Annotated in this window: 17 protein-coding genes; 12 read left to right on the forward strand and 5 right to left on the reverse strand. The window is 57.6% G+C overall.

All coding sequences use genetic code 11. The annotated features are described in order from the left end of the window. Nucleotides 1-82 precede the first annotated feature (82 nt). From AC1Z3F_RS00950 to AC1Z3F_RS00960, 3 genes are read left to right on the forward strand one after another with little or no spacing between them, the layout of a single operon-like run. Nucleotides 83-895, forward strand: a complete 813-nt coding sequence (locus AC1Z3F_RS00950; protein ID WP_483566926.1) for an exodeoxyribonuclease III — start codon at nt 83-85, stop codon at nt 893-895. A gap of 9 nt (nt 896-904) precedes the next feature. Then, a complete protein-coding gene (gene trpS / locus AC1Z3F_RS00955) occupies nt 905-1,921 on the forward strand; it encodes a tryptophan--tRNA ligase (RefSeq protein WP_483566352.1) in 1,017 nt (338 codons plus the stop codon). Between the two features lie 7 nt (nt 1,922-1,928). Beyond that, nucleotides 1,929-2,435: a 2'-5' RNA ligase family protein gene (locus AC1Z3F_RS00960; RefSeq protein WP_483566353.1), complete on the forward strand. Its 507-nt coding sequence runs from the start codon at nt 1,929-1,931 to the stop codon at nt 2,433-2,435. A gap of 44 nt (nt 2,436-2,479) precedes the next feature. On the opposite strand, the gene AC1Z3F_RS00965 is transcribed toward AC1Z3F_RS00960, so the two are convergent. From AC1Z3F_RS00965 to sdhC, 5 genes are all read right to left on the reverse strand, one after another. Further along, a complete protein-coding gene (locus AC1Z3F_RS00965; protein WP_483566354.1) occupies nt 2,480-3,934 on the reverse strand; it encodes a catalase in 1,455 nt (484 codons plus the stop codon). 113 nt (nt 3,935-4,047) lie between these two features. Beyond that, nucleotides 4,048-4,830 carry a succinate dehydrogenase iron-sulfur subunit gene (locus tag AC1Z3F_RS00970; protein WP_131090214.1) on the reverse strand — a complete coding sequence of 261 codons (783 nt, stop codon included), beginning with the start codon at nt 4,828-4,830 and terminating at the stop codon, nt 4,048-4,050. After that, nucleotides 4,830-6,617, reverse strand: a complete 1,788-nt coding sequence (gene sdhA, locus AC1Z3F_RS00975) for a succinate dehydrogenase flavoprotein subunit (protein WP_131090213.1) — start codon at nt 6,615-6,617, stop codon at nt 4,830-4,832. The genes AC1Z3F_RS00970 and sdhA overlap by 1 nt, the downstream gene beginning before the upstream one ends. 53 nt (nt 6,618-6,670) lie before the next feature. Next, nucleotides 6,671-7,117 carry a succinate dehydrogenase hydrophobic membrane anchor subunit gene (locus AC1Z3F_RS00980; protein WP_131090212.1) on the reverse strand — a complete coding sequence of 149 codons (447 nt, stop codon included), beginning with the start codon at nt 7,115-7,117 and terminating at the stop codon, nt 6,671-6,673. Between the two features lie 3 nt (nt 7,118-7,120). Further along, a complete protein-coding gene (sdhC, locus tag AC1Z3F_RS00985) occupies nt 7,121-7,501 on the reverse strand; it encodes a succinate dehydrogenase, cytochrome b556 subunit (protein WP_131090211.1) in 381 nt (126 codons plus the stop codon). A gap of 279 nt (nt 7,502-7,780) precedes the next feature. Here sdhC and AC1Z3F_RS00990 point away from each other — a divergent pair, with 279 nt between their 5' ends. From AC1Z3F_RS00990 to AC1Z3F_RS01030, 9 genes are all read left to right on the forward strand, one after another. Further along, entirely contained in the window at nt 7,781-8,896 is a 1,116-nt protein-coding gene (locus tag AC1Z3F_RS00990) for a mannose-1-phosphate guanylyltransferase (RefSeq protein WP_131090210.1), read from the forward strand. Between the two features lie 214 nt (nt 8,897-9,110). Then, a complete protein-coding gene (gene betT / locus AC1Z3F_RS00995; RefSeq protein WP_483566355.1) occupies nt 9,111-11,255 on the forward strand; it encodes a choline BCCT transporter BetT in 2,145 nt (714 codons plus the stop codon). After that, nucleotides 11,252-12,766 (forward strand): aldehyde dehydrogenase family protein, encoded by a 1,515-nt coding sequence (locus AC1Z3F_RS01000; protein WP_483566356.1) that lies wholly within the window; start codon nt 11,252-11,254, stop codon nt 12,764-12,766. The genes betT and AC1Z3F_RS01000 overlap by 4 nt, the downstream gene beginning before the upstream one ends. A gap of 12 nt (nt 12,767-12,778) precedes the next feature. Beyond that, on the forward strand, nt 12,779-14,341 hold the full coding sequence (locus AC1Z3F_RS01005) for a GMC family oxidoreductase (protein WP_131090207.1): 1,563 nt from the start codon (nt 12,779-12,781) through the stop codon (nt 14,339-14,341). A 130-nt stretch (nt 14,342-14,471) separates the two neighbouring features. Next, on the forward strand, nt 14,472-15,680 hold the full coding sequence (locus AC1Z3F_RS01010; protein ID WP_444612842.1) for an amidohydrolase: 1,209 nt from the start codon (nt 14,472-14,474) through the stop codon (nt 15,678-15,680). Nucleotides 15,681-15,967: 287 nt separating this feature from the next. Then, entirely contained in the window at nt 15,968-17,056 is a 1,089-nt protein-coding gene (locus AC1Z3F_RS01015; RefSeq protein WP_131090205.1) for a BMP family lipoprotein, read from the forward strand. A gap of 131 nt (nt 17,057-17,187) precedes the next feature. Beyond that, nucleotides 17,188-18,789, forward strand: a complete 1,602-nt coding sequence (locus AC1Z3F_RS01020) for an ABC transporter ATP-binding protein (protein ID WP_131090204.1) — start codon at nt 17,188-17,190, stop codon at nt 18,787-18,789. Next, a complete protein-coding gene (locus AC1Z3F_RS01025) occupies nt 18,786-19,994 on the forward strand; it encodes an ABC transporter permease (protein WP_315973719.1) in 1,209 nt (402 codons plus the stop codon). Before AC1Z3F_RS01020 ends, AC1Z3F_RS01025 begins: the two co-directional genes overlap by 4 nt. Beyond that, on the forward strand, nt 19,991-21,262 hold the full coding sequence (locus AC1Z3F_RS01030) for an ABC transporter permease (protein WP_131090202.1): 1,272 nt from the start codon (nt 19,991-19,993) through the stop codon (nt 21,260-21,262). The genes AC1Z3F_RS01025 and AC1Z3F_RS01030 overlap by 4 nt, the downstream gene beginning before the upstream one ends. Nucleotides 21,263-21,270 lie beyond the last annotated feature (8 nt).

A 21,270-nucleotide genomic window follows, 5' to 3' on the forward strand; every position in this document is an offset into this window, starting at 1 on the left:
GCGAAGGCTCAGAGGTGATCAACGCGTAATTGGTCGCAGAATTTTGTAAGCTGGTTAGGTGATACCTACCAGCGTGGAAATTCTGAGCAAGGACGCCGGCGCACTACGCGTAGCGTCGGTCAACGTTAACGGCATTCGCGCCGCCTATAAGCGCAATATGGCCGACTGGATTGCCGCCCGCGACGTGGACATCCTCTGCCTGCAAGAAGTGCGCGCACCGGATCAAGTCCTGCGCGATCTGATCGGCGAGGGCTGGCACATTTTGCACGCCGAAGCCAAGGACAAGGGCCGCGCTGGCGTGGCTGTGCTCTCGCGCCTTCAACCGGTTGCCGTGCGCGAAAACATCGGCGAGGAGTACTTCGCAGAATCCGGCCGTTGGGTCGAAGCAGACTTCGAGGTCAACGGCGAGATCTTCACCGTCGTCTCCGCCTATGTGCACTCCGGCGAACTGGGCACGCAAAAGCAGGAAGATAAGTACCGCTTTTTGCAGCGCATGAACGTGCGCCTAGTCGAGCTGAAAAATGAGAAGGACCATGTTCTGGTGGTGGGCGATCTGAACGTCGTGCACACCGAAAAGGACATCAAAAACTGGAAGCCGAACCACAATAAGCGCGCCGGTGTGATGGACGAGGAGATCGCCTACTTTGACGGCTTCTTCGGTGAGACGGGCTACAAGGACGTGGCCCGCGAGCTGGCCGGCGACGTGCAGGGACCGTACACCTGGTGGTCCTTCCGTGGGCAGGCCTTCGACAACGACGCAGGTTGGCGTATCGACTACCATATGGCCACCCCCGCCCTTGCCGACAAGGCCATCAAGTCCCACGTAGACCGTGCCTCGGCCTACGATTTGCGCTTCTCCGACCACTCACCGCTGGTCGTCGACTACCAGTTCTAAGGAACCACAATGAACACCAACCGTTCTCGCGTCCTCTCGGGCATGCAGCCATCGGCCGATTCGCTGCACCTAGGCAACTACTTGGGCGCACTGGTCAACTGGGTTAAGGCCCAGGACGAGTACGAGGCGTTTTTCTTCATTCCGGACATGCACGCGATCACCACGCCGCAGGATCCACAAGCGATGCGCACTCGCACCCGGGTGACCGCTGCCCAGTACATCGCTGGCGGCATTGACCTGGACAAGTCCACCTTGTTTGTCCAGTCCCAGGTGCCCGAGCACGCACAGCTGGCCTGGGTGCTCAACTGCATCACCGGCTTCGGCGAAGCCAGCCGGATGACCCAGTTTAAGGACAAGTCAGCCAAGGGTGGCGCGGATGCCGCCAGCGTGGGCCTGTTCACCTACCCGATCCTGATGGCGGCGGACATTTTGCTCTACCAGCCACAGGGTGTGCCGGTGGGTGATGACCAGCGTCAGCACGTGGAACTGGCTCGCGACTTGGCCAAGCGCTTTAACCACCGATTTGGTGAGACCTTCACCGTGCCCGAGGCCTTCATTCCCAAAGAGGGCGCACGCATTTATGACCTACAGAACCCGACGTCCAAGATGTCCAAGTCGGCTGAGTCGCCCGCTGGCCTGATCAACGTGCTCGACGAACCGAAGCTGATCGCCAAGCGCATCAAGTCCGCGGTCACCGATGCCGGGTCCGTGGTGGCTTATGACAAGGCCGAAAAGCCTGGGGTATCCAACCTGCTTGATATCCTGGCCGCCGTGACCGGCAAGCACGTTCCGGAACTGGTCAACGAGTTTGAGGGCAAGATGTACGGTCACCTCAAGGTGGCCGTGGCCGAGGCCGTGGTGGAAGCGCTGACCCCGGTCCGCACCCGCACCCTAGAGCTGCTTGATGATCCTGCGGAGCTTGATCGCCTGCTGCTCGCCGGTGCCACCAAGGCCCGCGAAGTCGCCTCGAAGACCGTGGCCGACGTGTACCAGAAGGTCGGCTTCCTGCCGCCGTTGGGTATCTAGGAATCAGATGGTTTACACCCTGGGCGTAGTGATCCCGGTGCCACAACCGCACCGGGAGACTTTACGTGCCTGGCGCCGGGAATTCGGGGGAGCGGCGACCGAGGTCATCGCCCCACATATCACCTTGGTCTCGGGCTCGTACCTGCATTCATGGGAGCAGGCCGCCGAGCAGGTGCGTCAGGTGGCCGGTGGAGTATCGCCATTCACGCTGAGCCTAGGCTCGGCGCGGACCTTCCGCCCGGCCAGCGAAGTGGTGTTTTTACCATTGGAATCCGGCGCGGATGAGTGCTGGGACCTGCATCGAGCGCTTTTGGGTGATCAATTGCGCCACGAGTCTGACTTTGCCTATCACCCGCACCTGACGATCGCACAGAATGTGCCGGCCGCTGATTTGGACGCTGCGCAGGCTGCCTTGCAGGATGTCGAGCTGAGCTTCGAGGTCACCACGGTGCAGCTTTTTGACACCCGGGGTGCAACGTGGAATTTGAGCGAGGAAATTTCCCTGGGTGCCTAAGGACATGAAAAAACGCCAGCCTTCGCTGGCGTTTTCTCATGCCACTACTTGGCGCGCACGTTAGCTTCGATCTTGGCGCCGGTGTCGGCATCGATATTTTTCCAGTACTCGATGGCGTTGGATAATACCGGCTCCTTAACACCGTCCAACGCACCGGTCACGGTGGTGACCAGTTCGGCGCGTTGGGAATCGTTGAAGACCTCACGCACGAGGATGCCCGGCTGGGAGAAATCGTCGTCGTCTTCGCGCAGTGTGTAGGCCGCACGCAGAAGATCTCCGTCGGATTCAAACCCGTTGTCCACCGGCCCGGTTTCATCGCTCCACGAGTCACCAAAGGAGTTTGGAGCGTACACGGTTCGGTCCCCGGTGTGTTCGAAGGTCATATTGCCTTCAAAATTGTACGAGTGCACCGGGCACTGCGGCTTGTTCACCGGCAGCTGTTGGAAATTGGTGCCGATGCGATAACGCTGCGCGTCCGCGTAGGCGAAGGTGCGTCCCAGCAGCATCTTATCCGGGCTGACGCCCATGCCAGGGACCATATTGCCGGGGGAGAAGGCCGCCTGTTCGATCTGCGCGAAGAAGTTCTCCGGGTTGCGGTTCAGCGTCATGGTGCCCACTTTGATGCGTGGGAAGTCCTTTTTAGGCCAGACCTTGGTCAGGTCGAAAGGGTTGATCCGGTAGGTTTTGGCCTGTTCGTACTCCATGATCTGCACGTACAGATCCCACTTGGGGAATTGACCGTTGGCGATCGCATCAAAGAGGTCGCGTCGGTGGTGATCGGCGTCCGCGCCGGCCAGTTCTTCTGCCTTATCCCCGCTGATGGTTTCAAAATGTTGCGACTGCTGGTTGAGGAAATGGTACTTGACCCAGAACTTTTCGCCGTCCGCGTTGACCCACATGTAGGTGTGCGATCCGTAGCCGTTCATCTCGCGCCAGGTTTTGGGCAGACCACGTTCACCCATCAGATAGGCGACCTGATGAGCGGATTCTGGGTTTTGCGTCCAGAAGTCCCACTGCATGGTGCCGTCACGCAGCCCGGAATCGGGCAAGCGCTTTTGCGAGCGGATGAAGTGTGGGAACTTCATCGGGTCGCGGACAAAGAATACCGGGGTGTTGTTGCCGACCAAATCAAAGTTGCCCTCGGTGGTGTAGAACTTCAGCGCAAAACCGCGCACGTCGCGCCAGGTGTCGGGGGAGCCGAGCTCACCGGCGACGGTGGAGAAGCGGGCAAGCATGTCGGTTTTGACCCCGGGTTGGAATAGGGCTGCCTTGGTGTAGGCGGTGAGATCTTCGGTGGTCTCAAATACTCCGAAGGCGCCGGAGCCCTTGGCATGTGGGCGACGTTCGGGCACATTCATCCGGTTGAAGTGCTGCAGGGTCTCAATGAGCTGGTGGTCGTGTAGGACGATCGGGCCGTCGGCGCCCACGGTGAGCGAATTGCGATCGCTGACTGCCTTAATGCCGGCCTGTGTAGTTGACTGCGGTTCTTTGCTAGTCATGTGTGCTCCTTAGTCGGTGGGACCAGCTTGTCATAGATGCCTAAGGAACTAAAGGGATGCAAAAAGCCCGGACCAAATCCACAGGGAATTGGTCCGGGCTTTTCAGCGCGGTCTTAGACGGTGCGCGAGAGAATTGCCTGCTTAACCTCGGCGATAGCCTTGGTTACCTGGATGCCACGTGGGCATGCTTCGGAGCAGTTGAAGGTGGTGCGGCAACGCCACACACCTTCCTTGTCGTTCAGGATCTCCAGACGCATGTCGCCTGCATCATCGCGGGAGTCGAAGATGAAGCGGTGTGCGTTTACGATCGCAGCTGGGCCGAAGTACTGACCGTCGGTCCAGAACACTGGGCAGGAGCTGGTGCACGCGGCGCACAGGATGCACTTGGTGGTGTCATCGAACTTCGCGTGGTCCTCAGCGGACTGGTAGCGTTCCTTGGTTGGTTCGTGGCCCTTGGAGATCAAGAATGGCATGATCTCGCGGTAGGACTGGAAGAACGGTTCCATGTCGACGATGAGGTCCTTTTCAAGGGGCAGGCCCTTGATGGCTTCAACGGTGATCGGCTTGGAGGTGTCAAGGTCCTTGAGCAGGGTCTTGCAGGCCAGGCGGTTACGGCCGTTGATGCGCATAGCATCGGAGCCACACACACCGTGCGCGCAGGAGCGGCGGAAGGACAGCGAGCCGTCGTGCTCCCACTTGACCTTGTGCAGTGCGTCGAGCACACGGTCGGTGCCGTACATGGTCAGCTTGAAGTCTTCCCAGTAAGCATCCGCGGTAGCTTCTGGAAGGAAGCGGCGAACGCGCAGGGTGATGTCGAAGCTAGGGATTTCTCCGCCGCCACCAACACCAGGCTTCAGCTCAATTTTTGATGGGGGTTCTGGCAGTTCGGTGCTCATTAGTACTTACGCTCCATTGGCTGGTAACGGGTAAAGATGACCGGCTTGGTTTCCATGCGGATACCCCGGATGTCTTCGGTGATAGCGTCGGCGTCGCGGAAGGACATCGAGTGCTTCATGAAGTTCTCATCATCACGGTTCGGGAAGTCCTCGCGGTAGTGACCGCCGCGGGATTCCTTGCGGTGAAGGGCAGCGACGATCATGACCTCGGCCAAGTCCAGCAGGAAGCCGAGTTCTACAGCTTCGAGCAGATCCAGGTTAAAGCGCTTGCCCTTATCCTGGATGCCGATGTTCTTGTAGCGGGTGCGCAGTTCTTCAACAACGCCACGGGCTTCCTTCAGGGTGTTCTCATCGCGGAATACCTGGACGTTAGCGTCCATGGTCTCCTGCAAGATGGTGCGCAATTCCGATACGCGCTCGGTGCCGTTGGAATCCAACAGGGCCGAGAGCTGCTCGGTAACAAATACCTCTGGGTTTTCAGGCAGTTCAACAAATTCAGCGGTCTTGGCGTATTCAGCGGCCGAGATGCCGGCGCGCTTACCAAAGACGTTGATGTCCAACAGCGAGTTGGTGCCCAGACGGTTCGATCCGTGGACCGATACACAAGCAACCTCACCGGCAGCGTACAGGCCTGGAACAACGGTGTTGTTGTCCTGCAGTACCTCTGCGTCGATGTTGGTTGGCATGCCACCCATGACGTAGTGGGCGGTTGGGAACACTGGTACTGGCTCGGTGTATGGTTCTACACCCAGGTAGGTACGAGCGAACTCGGTGATGTCTGGAAGCTTGGCATCGATGTGTGCTGGTTCCAGGTGGGTTAGGTCCAGAAGGACGTAGTCCTTGTTAGGACCGCAACCGCGGCCTTCGCGCACTTCGTTGGCCATCGAACGGGCCACGATGTCTCGTGGTGCCAAGTCTTTGATGGTTGGAGCGTAACGCTCCATGAAGCGCTCACCGTCGGAGTTACGCAGGATTGCGCCTTCGCCACGAGCAGCTTCGGAGAGCAGGATGCCCAGGCCGGCCAAGCCGGTTGGGTGGAACTGAACAAACTCCATGTCTTCCAGTGGAAGACCCTTGCGGAAGGCGATGCCCATGCCGTCACCGGTCAGGGTGTGTGCGTTGGAGGTGGTCTTGAAGACTTTGCCGGCACCACCGGTTGCGAAGATGATCGACTTTGCCTGGAACACGTGCAGTTCGCCGGTAGCCAGGTCGTAGGAGACAACGCCAGCAACACGCTTCTGCTTGTAGGCGGTGCCGTCCTCGCGGTAAGCATCTTCTTCAACGGTCAACAGGTCAAGGACGTAGAACTCGTTGTAGAACTCAACGTTGTGCTTGACGCAGTTTTGGTACAGGGTCTGCAGAATCATGTGACCGGTGCGGTCTGCTGCGTAGCAAGCGCGGCGCACGGCGGCTTTGCCGTGGTCGCGAGTGTGGCCACCGAAGCGACGCTGGTCAATCTTGCCTTCTGGGGTTCGGTTGAAGGGCAAGCCCATCTTTTCCAGGTCGAGCACGGCGTCGATGGCTTCCTTAGCCATAACCTCTGCTGCGTCCTGGTCAACCAGGTAGTCGCCACCCTTAACGGTGTCGAAGGTGTGCCATTCCCAGTTGTCTTCTTCGACGTTGGCAAGTGCTGCACACATACCACCCTGGGCTGCACCGGTGTGCGAGCGGGTTGGGTAAAGCTTGGTTAGCACTGCGGTGCGTGCACGCTGACCGGATTCGATCGCTGCGCGCATACCTGCACCACCGGCACCGACGATGACTACGTCGTACTTATGTACCTGCATTCTTGATGCTCTCTTTTCTAAAAATCTATCTTGCTATCGGCTGAAACGAGGAGTTACAGGCACTGCTGTAGCTGGCTGCCAGTGACACAAGGATCAAAGGTGAAGATCACCAGGGAGCCCAGCACGATGATGAAGATTGTTGCGACGTACAGAATGCCCTTGAGCCAAGCGCGGGTTGCGTGCTTTTCTGCGTAGTCGTTGATGACGGTGCGCACTCCGTTGGCGCCGTGCAGCATGGCTAGCCACAATAGTGCCAGGTCCCAGAACTGCCACAGCGGTGAAGCCCACTTGCCAGCAACAAAGCCGAAGCCGATGCCGGAAATGCCTTCGCCGACCATGAGGTTGGTGAACAGGTGGCCGAAGATCAACACGATCAGTACTACGCCGGAGAGGCGCATGAACAGCCATGCCAGCTTCTCGAAGCTGCCGTGCGACTTCGGTCCGCGCTTGTACTTAGGATCAATGCGCTGGCTGCGGGGAGCAGGAATAGAAACGCTCATGGCTTAGTGGCCTCCCAAAGCGATCGACAGGTGACGGATTGCGAAAGCTGCGAAGACGATAACCCAGAGGATCAAAACACCCCAGAGCATCTGGCGCTGGTACTTAGTACCCTGCTTCCAGAAGTCCACCAGGATAAGACGCAGACCGTTGAACGCGTGGAAAAGGATTGCTGCAACCAGACCGACTTCACCAAAAGCCATCCACGGAGTCTGGTAGGTGCTGATGATGGCGTTGTAGGCGTTAGCATCAACGCGGACCATCGCCGTGTCGAGTACGTGCACCAGCAAATAAAGAAAAATAGCGACACCGGTGACTCGGTGTCCCACCCAGGACCACATGCCTTCATGGCCGCGGTAAAGGGTGCCTGACGAAGTCTTCGACACTGAACTTAACCTCCAAGGCTCGCAACGGCGCATGTGTATATTGCACACAATGAGATTTGACGCACTTGTGCGAGCGTTCCTTGTGCGAGTCTAAACCACATGGCACACTGCAATCTATTTCGTGTCGAGTTCCTGTGAGCATGTTCACCGAATAGCACGAAAAAAGCGCCCAGTGGCTGATATTTCGGGCTTATTACCGCATACTTACCGTTCGTATTTCCGCGCAATGAAAGATGTCAATGGACGGAATTATCCACCGGATGAATTAGTCTGGAATGCGTGAATGCAGACCTATTAGCCAGATTCCACGGCGTGATCCCCGCCGGCGGTGTTGGTACCCGATTGTGGCCGCTGTCCAGGGCTTCGGCTCCCAAGTTTTTGCACGATCTGACAGGCTCCGGATCGACGCTGATTCGTGCCACCTATGACCGCCTGGTCCCGCTGGCCGGTGAACGCATTATGGTGGTCACTGGTCGTGCCCACCGTGGAGCGGTAGTCAGTCAGCTGCCAGAACTGTGCGACGAGGATCTGGTGCTTGAGCCAGAGCCGCGCGACTCCGCGGCAGCGATCGGGCTGGCCGCAGCCATCTTGTACCGCCGCGATCCGAACATCATCATGGGTTCTTTTGCCGCGGACCAGGTCATTGAGCCGGTTCAGGTGTTCCAAGAGGCATTGAGCGAAGCCATTCATACCGCGGCCACCGGCAAGATCGTGACCATCGGCATCCATCCGACTCATCCATCCACCGCCTTCGGTTACATCCGCACTGGGCAGCTGCTGGATATCCCTAACGCGCCCACCGCTCGTGGTGTGGTGGAGTTTGTGGAGAAGCCGGACGAGGATACCGCACGCAAGTATCTGGCCTCGGGTGGATTCTTCTGGAACGCAGGCATGTTTGTCGCCCCGGTGAGCCTGATGCTTGAGCACCTTGAAGCCAATGAACCTGCGCTGCACGCCGGACTAATGAAAATCGCAGATGCCTGGGAAACCGAAGCACGCGACGAGGTCATGCGTGAAGTCTGGCCCGATCTGCCAAAGATCGCCATCGACTATGCCGTGGCCGAACCCGCAGCCGCCGCAGGAGATGTGGCAGTGATCCCTGGCGTCTTTAACTGGGACGACGTAGGTGACTTTGCCGCGATCGGCCGCTTGAACAAGGCCAGTGCCGAAGAGGGCATTATCAACCTCGGAGACAAGCAGGTCCGTGTGTATGCCGATAACGCCACTGGCGTGGTCTACTCGGATCGTCCGCGAGTCATCGCGCTGGTCGGCATCGAAGACGTGGTGGTCGTGGATACCGCCGACGCGCTGCTGGTAACTACCAAGGAGCACGCGCAGAAGGTCAAACAGACCGTGGAGGCTCTAAAGGCCGACGGAGCCACCGAGGTGCTCTAGAGCGCACGCGCTGGCGAAAAAACTGTTGGGCCAAGCCGAGATGTACAACAAAAACCGTTGTATGTCTCGGCTTTGTCATTTTTGACGTAATTATGAATTATCTCCCAACTGGGATTTAATATGCTGACCTGACCTCACGTTTTATGCGGCGGTCTGTAGGGGTAAAGCCAAATTGACCGCCAAAAGACGTGGGCGCGTTGATAGGTTGGAAGACATGACTACGGCCAAGATGAACGATGAGTTGTCCAAGTCCGAAAGCAATTCTCCGCCTGGTTCGCCACCGCCAGCGGAGAAAACAAGAATCAACAAGGTGGTGTTTTACGGCTCGGCACTACTGGTGCTGGCCATTGCCCTGTGGGCGATGCTCGACCGCGAATCAGCAAGCGCCGTTATTACCACCACGGTGAACTGGATTGGCAAAAACTTCGGCTGGTACTACACCCTGATTGTGGTCTCGGTACTCGTTTTTGTTGTGGGTATCGCAATTTCCAAGGTGGGCAAAACCCGTCTGGGGCCGGATCATTCGCGCCCCACCTTCAACATGTTCACCTGGGCGGCCATGCTTTTTGCTGCCGGCATCGGCATCGATCTGATGTTCTTCTCGGTCTCCGAACCGGTCACCCAATATCTGGCTCCGCCGGCCATTGAAGGATCGACCGTAGAAGCGGCACGACAGGCGATGGCCTGGACGCTATTCCACTACGGCCTACTCGGCTGGGGACTGTACGCGCTGATCGGCCTAGCGCTGGGCTACTTCGCCTACCGGCACAACCTTCCACTTTCCATCCGCTCGGCGCTGTACCCGATTTTGGGTAAGCGCACCGAGGGCTGGATCGGGCACACCGTAGATATCGCCGCCATGCTCGGCACCATTTTTGGTATCGCCACCTCCCTAGGTATTGGTGTGGCGCAGCTGAACTACGGGCTGAACTTTATGTTCGGCATCCCGGAGAACCGCTCCTGGCAGATCATCCTGATCGTCATTGCGGTCATTATGGCCACCGTCTCGGTACTGACCGGTGTGGAAAAGGGTATCCGCCGACTCTCCGAACTGAACGTGGTGCTGTGCATTGCGCTGATGCTCTTTGTGCTGATCACCGGTTCCACCGCGTACCTGTTCGACGGCATCGTGAACAACATCGGCGACAGCATCGCCATGTTCCCCTCCATGGCGCTAGATACCTTCGCCTATGACCGTCCGGATGAATGGCTGAATGGTTGGACGCTGTTCTTCTGGGCCTGGTGGATCGCTTGGGCCCCATTTGTGGGACTGTTCTTGGCACGCATTTCGCGCGGGCGCACCATCCGCCAGTTTGTCATCGCCGTGTTGGTGATTCCTTTTGCGTTCATCTTGCTGTGGATCTCGATCTTCGGCAATAGCGCACTGGAACTGGTCCGTTCGGGCAATACCGCCTTTGGTGAGGTGGCGATGAATACCCCCGAGCGTGCGTTCTATTCGCTGCTGGAACAGATGCCTTTTGCCCCGGTGACCGCGGCGATCGCAACCTTCACCGGTCTGCTGTTCTACGTCACCAGTGCCGACTCCGGTGCCCTGGTGATGGCCAACTTCACCTCGCATCTCAAAGACCCACAGGCCGACGGCTCCAAGCCGGTACGACTGTTCTGGTCGTTGGCCACCGGCCTACTGACCTTGGGCATGCTCTTTGTTGACGGGGTGCCCACCTTGCAGGGCGCCACGGTGATTATGGGATTGCCCTTCTCCTTTGTTTTGGTGCTGATCATGCTGGGGCTCTTTAAGTCCCTGCGCATGGAAACCGCACTGGCGGACAGCTACCAGAACAACATGCACAAGGTGCTCACCAGCCGCATGGGATCAAATTCGGATCGACGCAATTGGAAGCAGCGCATGACCCGCGCGATGACCTATCCGGGTCGACGTTCAACTACCCGGTTCCTGAACGAGACCGCATTGCCTGCCCTGCAGGAAGTCAGCGAGGAATTCACCGTTCGTGGGGCCAAGGTCAGCTTGGAAATCGAACAGGTGGAGCACCTGGGATTGGATTCGCTGGACCTGGTGGTCGCCAACGGAGAAGAACGTCCGTTTAAGTACCAGATCTATCCGGTGCAGCTGCAGGTGCCAAGCTTCGCGCGAGTTTCCTCGGGCAAAAACGATTACTTCCGCGTCGAAGTTTTCTCTCAGGAAGGTAGCCACGGTTATGACCTGATGGGTCTGACCAAGGAGCAACTGATCTGCGATGTGCTTGATCAGTATGAAGCGCACCTGGTGTTCCTCGAAGCGCAGACCGAACTTGCCGCCCCGAGCCAGATCAACGCCAGTGGGGTATCCAAAACCCACTGGGAATCAGATTTTGAAACGACACCGAAAGAGGAAGCATGAGTTTTCCACGCAATGAAAATCCGCGCCTACACAGTGGCGCCACCCTATTTATCAACGGTGAATTCCAGTCGGCCGCTAGCGGTGCCACCCGCACCATCAAGTGCCCGGCCAACGGTATCGAGGTAGCCACGGTCTCCGAGGCTACCCAAGAGGACTCCGAGCGCGCCATCGCTGCCGCTCGTGCTTCATTTGACTCAGGCATCTGGTCCCAGGTCCCGGCCGGTGAACGTGGAGACTTCCTGCTGAAGGTCGCCGATCGTTTGGTTGAACGCAAGGACGAATTTGCGCTGGCCGAAACCCTGGATACCGGCAAGCGACTGGTCGAATCCGAAATTGATATGGACGACATCACCAACAGCTTCCGCTACTTCGGCAAGCTCGCCGGAAACGACGCCGGACGTCTGGTGGATGCTGGGGATGCCAATATTCTCAGCCGCATCACCTACGAACCAGTGGGCGTGGCCGCGATGATTACCCCGTGGAACTACCCGCTGCTTCAGGCCGCTTGGAAAATTGCGCCGGCCATCGCCGCAGGGTGCTCCTTTGTGCTCAAGCCAGCTGAGCTGAGCCCGTCCACCGCGATCTTGATGATGGAAATCCTCGACGAGCTGGGCCTACCTAAGGGTGTAGCCAACCTGGTCACCGGTACCGGTGCGCAGGCCGGTGCGATCCTCTCCGAACACCATGATGTAGACCTGGTCTCCTTCACCGGCGGTCTGGTCACCGGTCGCAAGGTGGCTGCAGCCGCCGCTGGCACGGTGAAGAAGGTGGCACTGGAACTGGGTGGCAAAAACCCGAATGTCATCTTTGCTGATGCAGATTTTGATGCCGCCGTTGACAACGCGCTGAACGCAGCGTTTGTGCACTCAGGCCAGGTTTGCTCCGCCGGTGCTCGACTGGTGGTTGAAGAGTCGATCGCCGAAAAGTTTGTTGATGAGCTGGTGCGTCGTACCAAAAACATCAAGCTTGGTGGACCCTTTGATGAGCAGGCGGAAACCGGTGCGCTGATTTCCGAAGACCACCTGGCCAAGGTGGAAGCCTACGTGCAGGCCGGCATCGCCGAGGGTGTGCGGGTGCGCTGTGGTGGACGCCGAGCTACGGCCGAGGACGGCGCAGGGCTAGAAGCAGGCAGCTTCTACCTGCCAACCGTTTTGGACCAGGTTCAGCGCGGCATGTCCGTGGTGGTTGATGAAGCCTTTGGTCCGGTAGTGACCGTGGAAACCTTCAGCACCGAAGACGAAGCAGTGCAGATCGCCAATGACACCGACTACGGTCTTGCCGGTGCGGTGTGGAGCCAGGATGCTTCAAAGACTCAGCGCATCGCCGCACGCCTGCGTCACGGCACCATTTGGATCAACGATTTCCACCCATACCTGCCACAGGCAGAGTGGGGCGGCTTTGGCCAGTCCGGTGTAGGCCGCGAGCTCGGCCCGACCGGTCTGGGCGAGTACCAGGAAGCAAAACATATTTACCAGAACCTGGCACCACAGGTCACCGGTTGGTTTAAGTAAGGAGCATCCCAAATGAAGCAAGAATTTGACTACATCGTCATTGGTGGCGGCTCGGCCGGCTCGGCAGTAGCAGCCCGTTTGAGCGAGGACCCCAACGTAGAAGTGGCCCTGGTTGAAGCTGGCCCCGATGATCGCAACTACGACGAAGTGCTCCAGCTGGATCGCTGGATGGAGCTTCTGGAATCCGGCCTGGACTGGGATTACCCGATCGAGGAACAGGAAAACGGCAACTCTTTTATGCGCCATGCCCGCGCCAAGGTGATGGGTGGCTGTTCGAGCCACAACTCGTGCATTGCCTTCTGGGCACCACGCGAAGATATCGACGAGTGGGAGAGCAAGCACGGGGCTACCGGCTGGAATTCTGCCATGGCCTATCGGCTCTACAAGCAGCTGGAAACCAACGAGGATGCGGGCCCCGACGCACCACACCATGGTGACAGCGGTCCGGTGAAGCTGATGAACGTTCCAGCTAATGACCCTTGCGGTGTGGCTTTGCTTGACGCCTGTGAACAGGCCGGGATTCCCCGGGCAAAGTTCAACAACAACCAGACGGTACTCAACGGAGCGAACTTCTTCCAGATCAACCGACGTACTGATGGAACCCGTTCTTCCTCCTCGGTCTCCTACATCCACCCCATCTTGGAGCGCAAAAACTTCACGGTGCTCACCGGGTTGCAGGCCAAGAAGCTGAACTTTGATCAGGACAAAAAGTGCACCGGCGTGGACGTAGCCAACGGAGCTTTTGGTCGCACTGTCACCTTAACGGCCCGCCGTGAAGTGGTGCTCAGCGCCGGCGCCATCGATTCGCCTAAGCTGCTGATGCTCTCGGGCATTGGCCCAGCCGAGCATCTGAAGTCCGTGGGTGTTGAGGTATTGGTTGATGCACCGGGCGTGGGCGAGCACCTACAGGATCACCCTGAAGGCGTCATCCAGTGGGAAGCGAAAAAGCCGATGCCTGAAACCTCCACCCAGTGGTGGGAGATTGGTATTTTCACCCCAACCGAAGAAGGTCTGGATCGTCCGGATTTGATGATGCACTACGGTTCGGTGCCATTTGATATGCACACCCTGCGTCAGGGCTACCCCACCGGGGACAACACCTTCTGTCTGACCCCGAACGTTACTCACGCGAAGTCTCGTGGCACTGTGCGTCTACGCAGCTGCGACTTCCGTGACAAGCCGAAGGTGGATCCGCGGTACTTCACCGATGAGCAGGGTCATGATGCCAGGGTGATGATTGCCGGTATCCGTAAGGCACGTGAAATCGTTGAGCAGTCGGCCATGGGGCAGTGGGCCGGGGAAGAGCAGTTCCCGGGCAAGGCTGCACAGAGCGATGAGGAAATCTTCGACTACATCAAGCGCACCCACAACACCGTGTACCACCCGGCTGGCACCGTGCGGATGGGTGCCACCGATGATGAACTCAGCCCGCTTGATCCGCAGCTGAAGGTTAAGGGTGTTACCGGCCTGCGCGTCGCAGATGCTTCGGTCATGCCGGAGTTAGTGACCGTGAATCCGAACATCACAGTGATGATGATCGGTGAGCGCTGTGCGGAACTAATTCGCGAAAGCTAGTCTCACAAACTGTGGTGGCGTCCATCGGGAAACCGGTGGGCGCCACCTTTTCTTATGCCTAAACTGTTTCGCGTTGTGGCCAAACATTACGAAGAAATGTTATCTGCGGCTGTTGGACGAGTATGTTCGAATGGTGTCCACCGTGAATGAATATGACAATGTTGCCTCCGTCGCCACCTTCACCGTGCCGATAAACGATCAGCTGATCGACTTTCGGCGTGAATTGCATCGGAACCCGGAGCTGTCGTTCGCGGAGCACCAAACAACAGCCCGGATCATTGAAGCGCTGAGCGCTGCCGGGCTCAACCCGCAAAAAATGGAAGCAACGGGAGCTTTTGTCGACATCGGCGAAGGTCCAATCCGCATTGCCTTCCGCGCAGATATTGATGCGCTACCCGTGGTTGAAGAAACCAATCTTGACTACGCCTCGCTCATTGAGGGAGTGGCCCACGCATGCGGGCACGACATTCACACCACCGTAATGCTCGGCGTTGCCCTGTCCCTGGGCAAGCTGAACGACCAAGGATTGCTCAACGGACGTGTCCGGGTGATCTTCCAGCCGGCCGAGGAGAAACTTCCTGGTGGTGCCTTGTCGGTGATTGAACAAGGATTGCTTGACGAAGTTCCTCGTGTGCTTGCTTTGCACTGCGACCCGAGGATCGATGCTGGCCACATTGGCACCCGTATCGGTGCCATCACTTCGGCCAGCGACACCATTCGTATTGAGGTTAACGGCCGCGGCGGGCATACCTCGCGTCCACATCTGACCGAAGACATCGTTTTTGCCATGAGCCAGATCGCCACCCAGGTCCCAGCGGTGCTGGGGCGCAAGGTCGACGTGCGTTCAGCAGTTTCTGTGGTGTGGGGACAGATCCACGCAGGCAGCGCACCAAACGCCATTCCTGCCACCGGCTACTTGGCCGGCACCATGCGCTGCTTGGACGGGGACATTTGGTACGAAGCTGGCGAGCTGTTGGACAACGCTGTGCGTCAGGTAGCTGCGCCGTACGGCGTGGAAATCAAGTTGCAGCACACCCGTGGTGTTCCACCGGTAGTTAACACCCCAGCGGAAACCGCCCTGATTGAAGAAGCTGCACGCCGAGAATTTGGTGCTGAAGCCATTGAACTGACCCCGCAGTCCATGGGCGGGGAAGATTTTGCCTGGATGACCCAGAAGGTTCCTGGAGCGATGTTGCGCCTAGGTACTCGAACTCCTGGCGGGAAGACCTATGACCTGCATCGTGGGGACTACGTTCCTGATGAATCATGCATTGGTGTAGGCGTGCGTATCATGACTGCGGCTGCCGTTCAGGCCGTCCGAGAGGCTAACGCTAAGTAGTACGTTGGTCACAGTCGGTTCAAAACTTTTTAACAACTCTTTGACAGTTAGTGAATTCTTTTGGTGACTTGGGCGTTGACGTTAAGCGCTTGCCGTTTTGAAGCCACTTAGTTATATGTTTGTAATCTTTATCGTCTTTACCTGTGACATATCTCCGATAGGCTATGGAAACGATGGGAATGCTACGGCATTTGGGGTGCTCGCGTGAGGCTTAGCATGCTGCTAACCGGCACGAGTGGCTGGTGTCTACTTTCCCACACGATCTCGCACCAACTTTGGAGGAACAGATGCGCTTCGTATCGCGCAAGACCGGTATGGCTGCGGCCATGCTCGGCATCTCGGCATTGGCTTTGAGCGCCTGCGGCGCTGCACCGGAAGAGTCCAGCTCAGCTGGCGCAAACGCAGACTACACCGGTTGTATTGTTTCTGACTCCGGTGGATTCGATGACCAGTCCTTCAACGAGTCTTCTTACCGTGGTTTGATGCAGGCCGAAAAGGACCTGGGCATCAAGGTGAAGAAGGCCGAGTCGAAGTCCAACGCTGACTTCTCCACCAACCTCAACGGCATGATGAGCGCCAAGTGCGACCTGACTGTCACCGTGGGCTTCTTGCTGGCAGATGCGACCGCAGATGCTGCGGCAAAGAACCCAGACTCGCACTTCGCTATCGTCGATAACCAGTACGAGAAGCCAATCAAGAACGTCAAGCCAATTATTTACAACACGGCTCAGGCAGCATACCTAGCTGGCTACGCTGCTGCTGCGGCTTCCGAGACCGGCACCGTTGCTACCTTCGGTGGCATGCAGATCCCTACCGTCACCATCTTCATGGACGGCTTTGCTGATGGCGTTGCCAAGTTCAACGAAGACAAGGGCAAGAACGTCAAGCTGCTTGGCTGGGACAAGAAGAAGCAGAACGGTACCTTCTCCGGCGATTTCGAAAAGCAGGATAAGGGCAAGCAGATCACCAAGAACTTCATCTCTGCTGGTGCAGACGTGATCATGCCTGTTGCCGGTCCAGTAGGTAAGGGCGCTGGCGCTGCAGTAGCTGACGCTAACAAGGGCGGCGACAAGACCAAGCTCATCTGGGTTGACTCCGATGGCTACTTGACCGCACCTGACTACAAGGACTACATGCTGACCTCGGTCGTCAAGACCATGGACAAGGCTGTTGAAGATGTCATCAAGGCTGACTCCGAAGACAAGTTCGACGCCACTCCATACGTAGGCACCTTGGAAAACGAAGGTGTCGCACTGGCACCGTTCCACGATTTCGACTCGACTATCGGGGACGACACCAAGAAGGAGATCGAAGCCCTGAAGGCACAGATCATCTCCGGTGACCTCAAGGTCGAATCGGCAGCAAGCCCAAAGTAGGCTTAGGTATCTAATCCATATAGCGCGTCACCCCTTGCCGATACTCGGCGAGTCGGTGACGCGCTTTATGAATGCCTAGAGGCCAAACCGGCCAACTACCTCGCACAACGAACTATGAAGATGGTGGAATCGTGAAACTCGAACTACGGGGAATCTCGAAAGCCTTCGGTTCTTTCTACGCCAACAAGAACATTGACCTCTTGGTTGATGACGCCCAGATTCACTGTCTGCTCGGCGAAAACGGTGCTGGAAAATCCACGCTTATGAACGTGCTCTACGGTCTATACCAACCGACCGAGGGCGAAATCCTGCTTGATGGAAACCCCGTCGAGTTCTCCGGCCCAGGCGACGCCATGGCCGCCGGTATTGGCATGGTGCACCAGCACTTCATGCTCGTGCCGGTATTCACCGTGGCAGAAAATATTGCCCTCGGCTCAGAAACCACCAAAGCTGGCGGCGTGCTAGACCTGCAGGTCACACGCAAGAAGATCCGCGAAATTTCAGACCGCTACGGTTTTGACGTTGATCCGGACGCCATCGTTGAAGATTTGCCAGTGGGCGTTCAACAGCGCGTGGAGATCATCAAGGCATTGGTGCGCGAGGCCAAGATCTTAATCCTTGATGAACCAACCGCGGTGCTGACCCCACAGGAAACCGACGAGCTGCTGGAAATCATGCGCCAGCTCAAAGCTAATGGCACGTCCATCGTTTTCATTTCGCACAAGCTACGTGAAGTGCGAGCCGTTTCCGATGTTATTACCGTGATCCGTCGCGGTGAAGTCATCGATTCGGTGTCACCAGAATCCTCCACCACCGAGCTGGCTAACCTGATGGTCGGCCGCTCCGTGGAACTGAACCTGAACAAGGCCGCTGCCACCCCGGGTGAGGCAGTCTTGCAGGTCAAAGACCTCACCGTGATTGATCCGGCGGGCTCCACCACTTTGAACGCAGTAACCTTCGATATCCACGAAGGTGAAATTCTGGCAGTGGCCGGTGTGCAGGGCAACGGACAGACTGAACTGACCGAAGCCATTTTGGGAACCCAAGCGGTGACCGCCGGCTCGGTGAAGTTGGCCGGTGAAGAACTTGTTGGCAAATCGGTAAAGCAGGTTCTGCGCGCAGGCGTCGGTTTTGTTCCCGAAGACCGTTCGGTCCACGGTCTTGTCACCCAGTTCTCCATCGAAGAGAACTTGGTCCTAGATCTTTATGACCGCGCACCTTTTGGCAAGGGCATCTCGATGAACTTGGATGCGATCAAGAAGAACGCAACCCAGCAGATCAAAGACTTTGATGTTCGCACCGACAACGCACTGAACCCAGCCTCCAGCCTCTCTGGTGGCAACCAGCAAAAGGTTGTCATGGCGCGCGAGCTCAGCCGCGACCTGAAACTATTTATCGCTTCCCAGCCAACCCGTGGCGTGGACGTGGGATCCATCGAGTTCCTGCACCGTCGCATTGTCGCCGAACGCGACAAGGGCACCCCGGTGATGATCGTATCCACCGAGTTGGACGAGGTCATGGAGCTGGCTGACCGCATTGCCGTGCTTTACAAGGGCAAGATCAACGGAATTGTCCCGGGCAACACTTCTCGCGAAGTGCTCGGTTTGATGATGGCCGGAGTTACTGCCGAAGAAGCCGCGGAACAAGCCGAATTCACTAAGTCAGATAATGAGCCCGTGGAAGCAGTACCCACTAGCGAGCGCAGCGAAAACCAGGAAGGAGAAGGCCAGTGAGCGACACAAAATCACCGGTCATTCCCGACTCCGACAAACCGGGCAACGACCTCTTTAAGCAAATCACCCAGGGACCGGGACTAGTTTCAGTCCTCGGCGTGATTGTTGCCCTAGTGATCGGCGGTCTGCTGATCGCCGTGACCGATCAGAAGGTTGCCGAGACCGCCGGATACCTCTTCGCCCGGCCTGCCGACTTCTTCGCTGAGGTTTGGCGTGCAGCCACCGAAAGCTACGTGGCACTGTTCAACGGAGCAGTTTACAACTCCACCCAGGGCTTCAAGCCGTTCTTGGAAACCCTCACCGTCTCCACCCCACTAATCTGCGCCGGCCTCGGCGTGGCAGTGGCATTCCGTGCGGGCCTGTTCAACATTGGCGCGCAGGGTCAGATCATCATCGGTTCGGTCTTGGCCGGCTACGTTGGCTTTGCCTGGCACCTTCCAGTTGTCCTGCACCTCTTGCTGGTGATCGTCTTCGGACTGATCGGCGGCGCGATCTGGGGCGGCATTGTTGGCTTGCTTAAGGCAAAGACCGGCGCCCACGAAGTGATCCTCACGATCATGTTCAACTACGTTGCGCTGTATCTGATCGATTACCTGATGAACACTCAGGCGTTCCGTCGTCCAGGCGAAACCAACCCAATTTCTCCGATCTTGGATACCACCGCGACCTTCCCAGCCATTCCAGGTTCACGCCTGCACTTGGGCTTTGTCATGGCCGTGCTGCTGGTGATTCTGGTTTCGTGGATGTTCAAGCGCTCCACCATCGGTTTTGAATTCCGCGCCGTTGGCCACAACCCTGAGGCTGCAAAAACCGCAGGTATCAACGTTGCTCGCAGCACCATCATTGCCATGGCTTTGGCCGGCGCCCTTGCCGGTGCCGCTGGTGTGGCTCAGGTGGCGGGTACCGAAAAGGTACTGACCAACGGTATTGCCGGTTCGCTCGGCTTCGACGCGATTACCGTCGCGTTACTCGGCCGTTCCACCCCGTGGGGCACCTTCTTTGCTGGCCTGCTCTTTGGAGCTTTCCAGGCCGGTGCGGTGAACATGCAGATCACTACCGGTACCCCGATCGACATTGTCTCGGTGGTGCAGTCGCTGATCGTTCTGTTCATCGCCGCTCCACCACTGGTCAAGGCGATCTTCGGTATGAACCGCAAGAAGAAGCGCAGCCCTAAGCTCGAAACTACCCAGGCAGGTGCCAAGTGACCTCCTCCACCTTGCAGCCGGCAATCACCGTATTGCCAAGTAAGAAGACCCCGATCATCCTGACGGCGATCGCTGTAATTGTCTTCTTCTGTTTCGGTCTGATGGGCAACAGCCAAAGCGCGCACTTCGCGCTGAACAGTGCCGGCGACGCGTTTAAGCTTCCCGAGCTGGTCTTCCCTGGAAAAGCCAGCAACATTGTTATTGGTCTGCTGCTCATTGCTGCTGCGGTCTACTCATGGTTGCAACGCAAAAAGAGCAAGACCCTAGCCACCTGGATTATCGCTCTGGCCGCGATCCTCTTTGTCCTAGCCTTCCTCATCTGGGTTGTTGCCGGTGCCGATATCACCACCATCTCGCTGGCAAGTCTGCTGGCCGGTGCTGTGGTGCTGGCGGTCCCACTGGTCTTCGGTTCCCTCTCCGGTGTGCTCTGTGAGCGTGCCGGCGTGGTCAACATTGCCATTGAAGGTCAGCTACTGGGTGGTGCATTCACCGCAGCGCTAGTTTCCTCACTGACCAAAAATGCTTTTGCCGGTCTGATCGCAGCCGGTATTGCCGGTGCCTTGGTCTCCTTGATCCTTGCGCTGTTCTCCATCAAATACTTGGTCAACCAGATCATCGTCGGCGTTGTGCTCAACGTTTTGGTTTCCGGTATCACCGGCTTCCTGTTCACCACCGTGATGCAGGAAGATCCAGAGTTGTACAACTCGCCAGCTCACCTTCCAGTGATTGAAATTCCGTTGCTTTCGGCGATCCCAGTGATCGGTCCAATTCTGTTCAAGCAGTCGGTCATCGGTTACCTGATGTACCTCGCGGTCTTCATCGTTTGGTTTGGTTTGTTCAAGACCAAATGGGGTTTGCGCGTGCGTGCCGTGGGCGAACACCCGAAGGCCGCTGACACCCTGGGTATCAAGGTCAACCGCACCCGCTTCTGGAATGTCACCTTGGGTGGCATCGTGGCCGGTATCGGTGGTTCCTTCTTCACCTTGGTCGCCATCGACTCCTTCACCAAGGAAATCTCCGGCGGTCGTGGCTTCATCGCATTGGCCGCAGTCATCTTTGGCCGTTGGAACCCTATTGGGGCATTCCTCGCTGCCTTGCTCTTTGGCTTTGCCGATAACTTGCAGGTCATCTTGACCATCATTGGTACTCCGGTGCCAAGCCAGTTCATGGCCATGATGCCTTACCTCGTGACCATCTTCGCCGTAGCTGGACTGGTGGGACGATCCCGCGGGCCGGCAGCCGCCGGCGAACCCTACGTGAAGGAATAACTGGTACC

This window comes from Glutamicibacter sp. MOO4 (assembly GCF_056934395.1).

What these genes read in the sequence shown, in the direction of transcription:
- AC1Z3F_RS01010 (WP_444612842.1), top strand. Translation starts at nt 14,472, where the DNA reads ATGGTGTCCACCGTGAATGAATATGACAATGTTGCCTCCGTCGCCACC.
- AC1Z3F_RS01005 (WP_131090207.1), top strand. Translation starts at nt 12,779, where the DNA reads ATGAAGCAAGAATTTGACTACATCGTCATTGGTGGCGGCTCGGCCGGC.
- betT (WP_483566355.1), top strand. Translation starts at nt 9,111, where the DNA reads ATGACTACGGCCAAGATGAACGATGAGTTGTCCAAGTCCGAAAGCAAT.
- AC1Z3F_RS01015 (WP_131090205.1), top strand. Translation starts at nt 15,968, where the DNA reads ATGCGCTTCGTATCGCGCAAGACCGGTATGGCTGCGGCCATGCTCGGC.
- AC1Z3F_RS00980 (WP_131090212.1), bottom strand. Translation starts at nt 7,117, where the DNA reads ATGAGCGTTTCTATTCCTGCTCCCCGCAGCCAGCGCATTGATCCTAAG.
- AC1Z3F_RS01000 (WP_483566356.1), top strand. Translation starts at nt 11,252, where the DNA reads ATGAGTTTTCCACGCAATGAAAATCCGCGCCTACACAGTGGCGCCACC.
- sdhA (WP_131090213.1), bottom strand. Translation starts at nt 6,617, where the DNA reads ATGCAGGTACATAAGTACGACGTAGTCATCGTCGGTGCCGGTGGTGCA.
- AC1Z3F_RS00965 (WP_483566354.1), bottom strand. Translation starts at nt 3,934, where the DNA reads ATGACTAGCAAAGAACCGCAGTCAACTACACAGGCCGGCATTAAGGCA.
- AC1Z3F_RS00960 (WP_483566353.1), top strand. Translation starts at nt 1,929, where the DNA reads ATGGTTTACACCCTGGGCGTAGTGATCCCGGTGCCACAACCGCACCGG.
- AC1Z3F_RS00970 (WP_131090214.1), bottom strand. Translation starts at nt 4,830, where the DNA reads ATGAGCACCGAACTGCCAGAACCCCCATCAAAAATTGAGCTGAAGCCT.
- trpS (WP_483566352.1), top strand. Translation starts at nt 905, where the DNA reads ATGAACACCAACCGTTCTCGCGTCCTCTCGGGCATGCAGCCATCGGCC.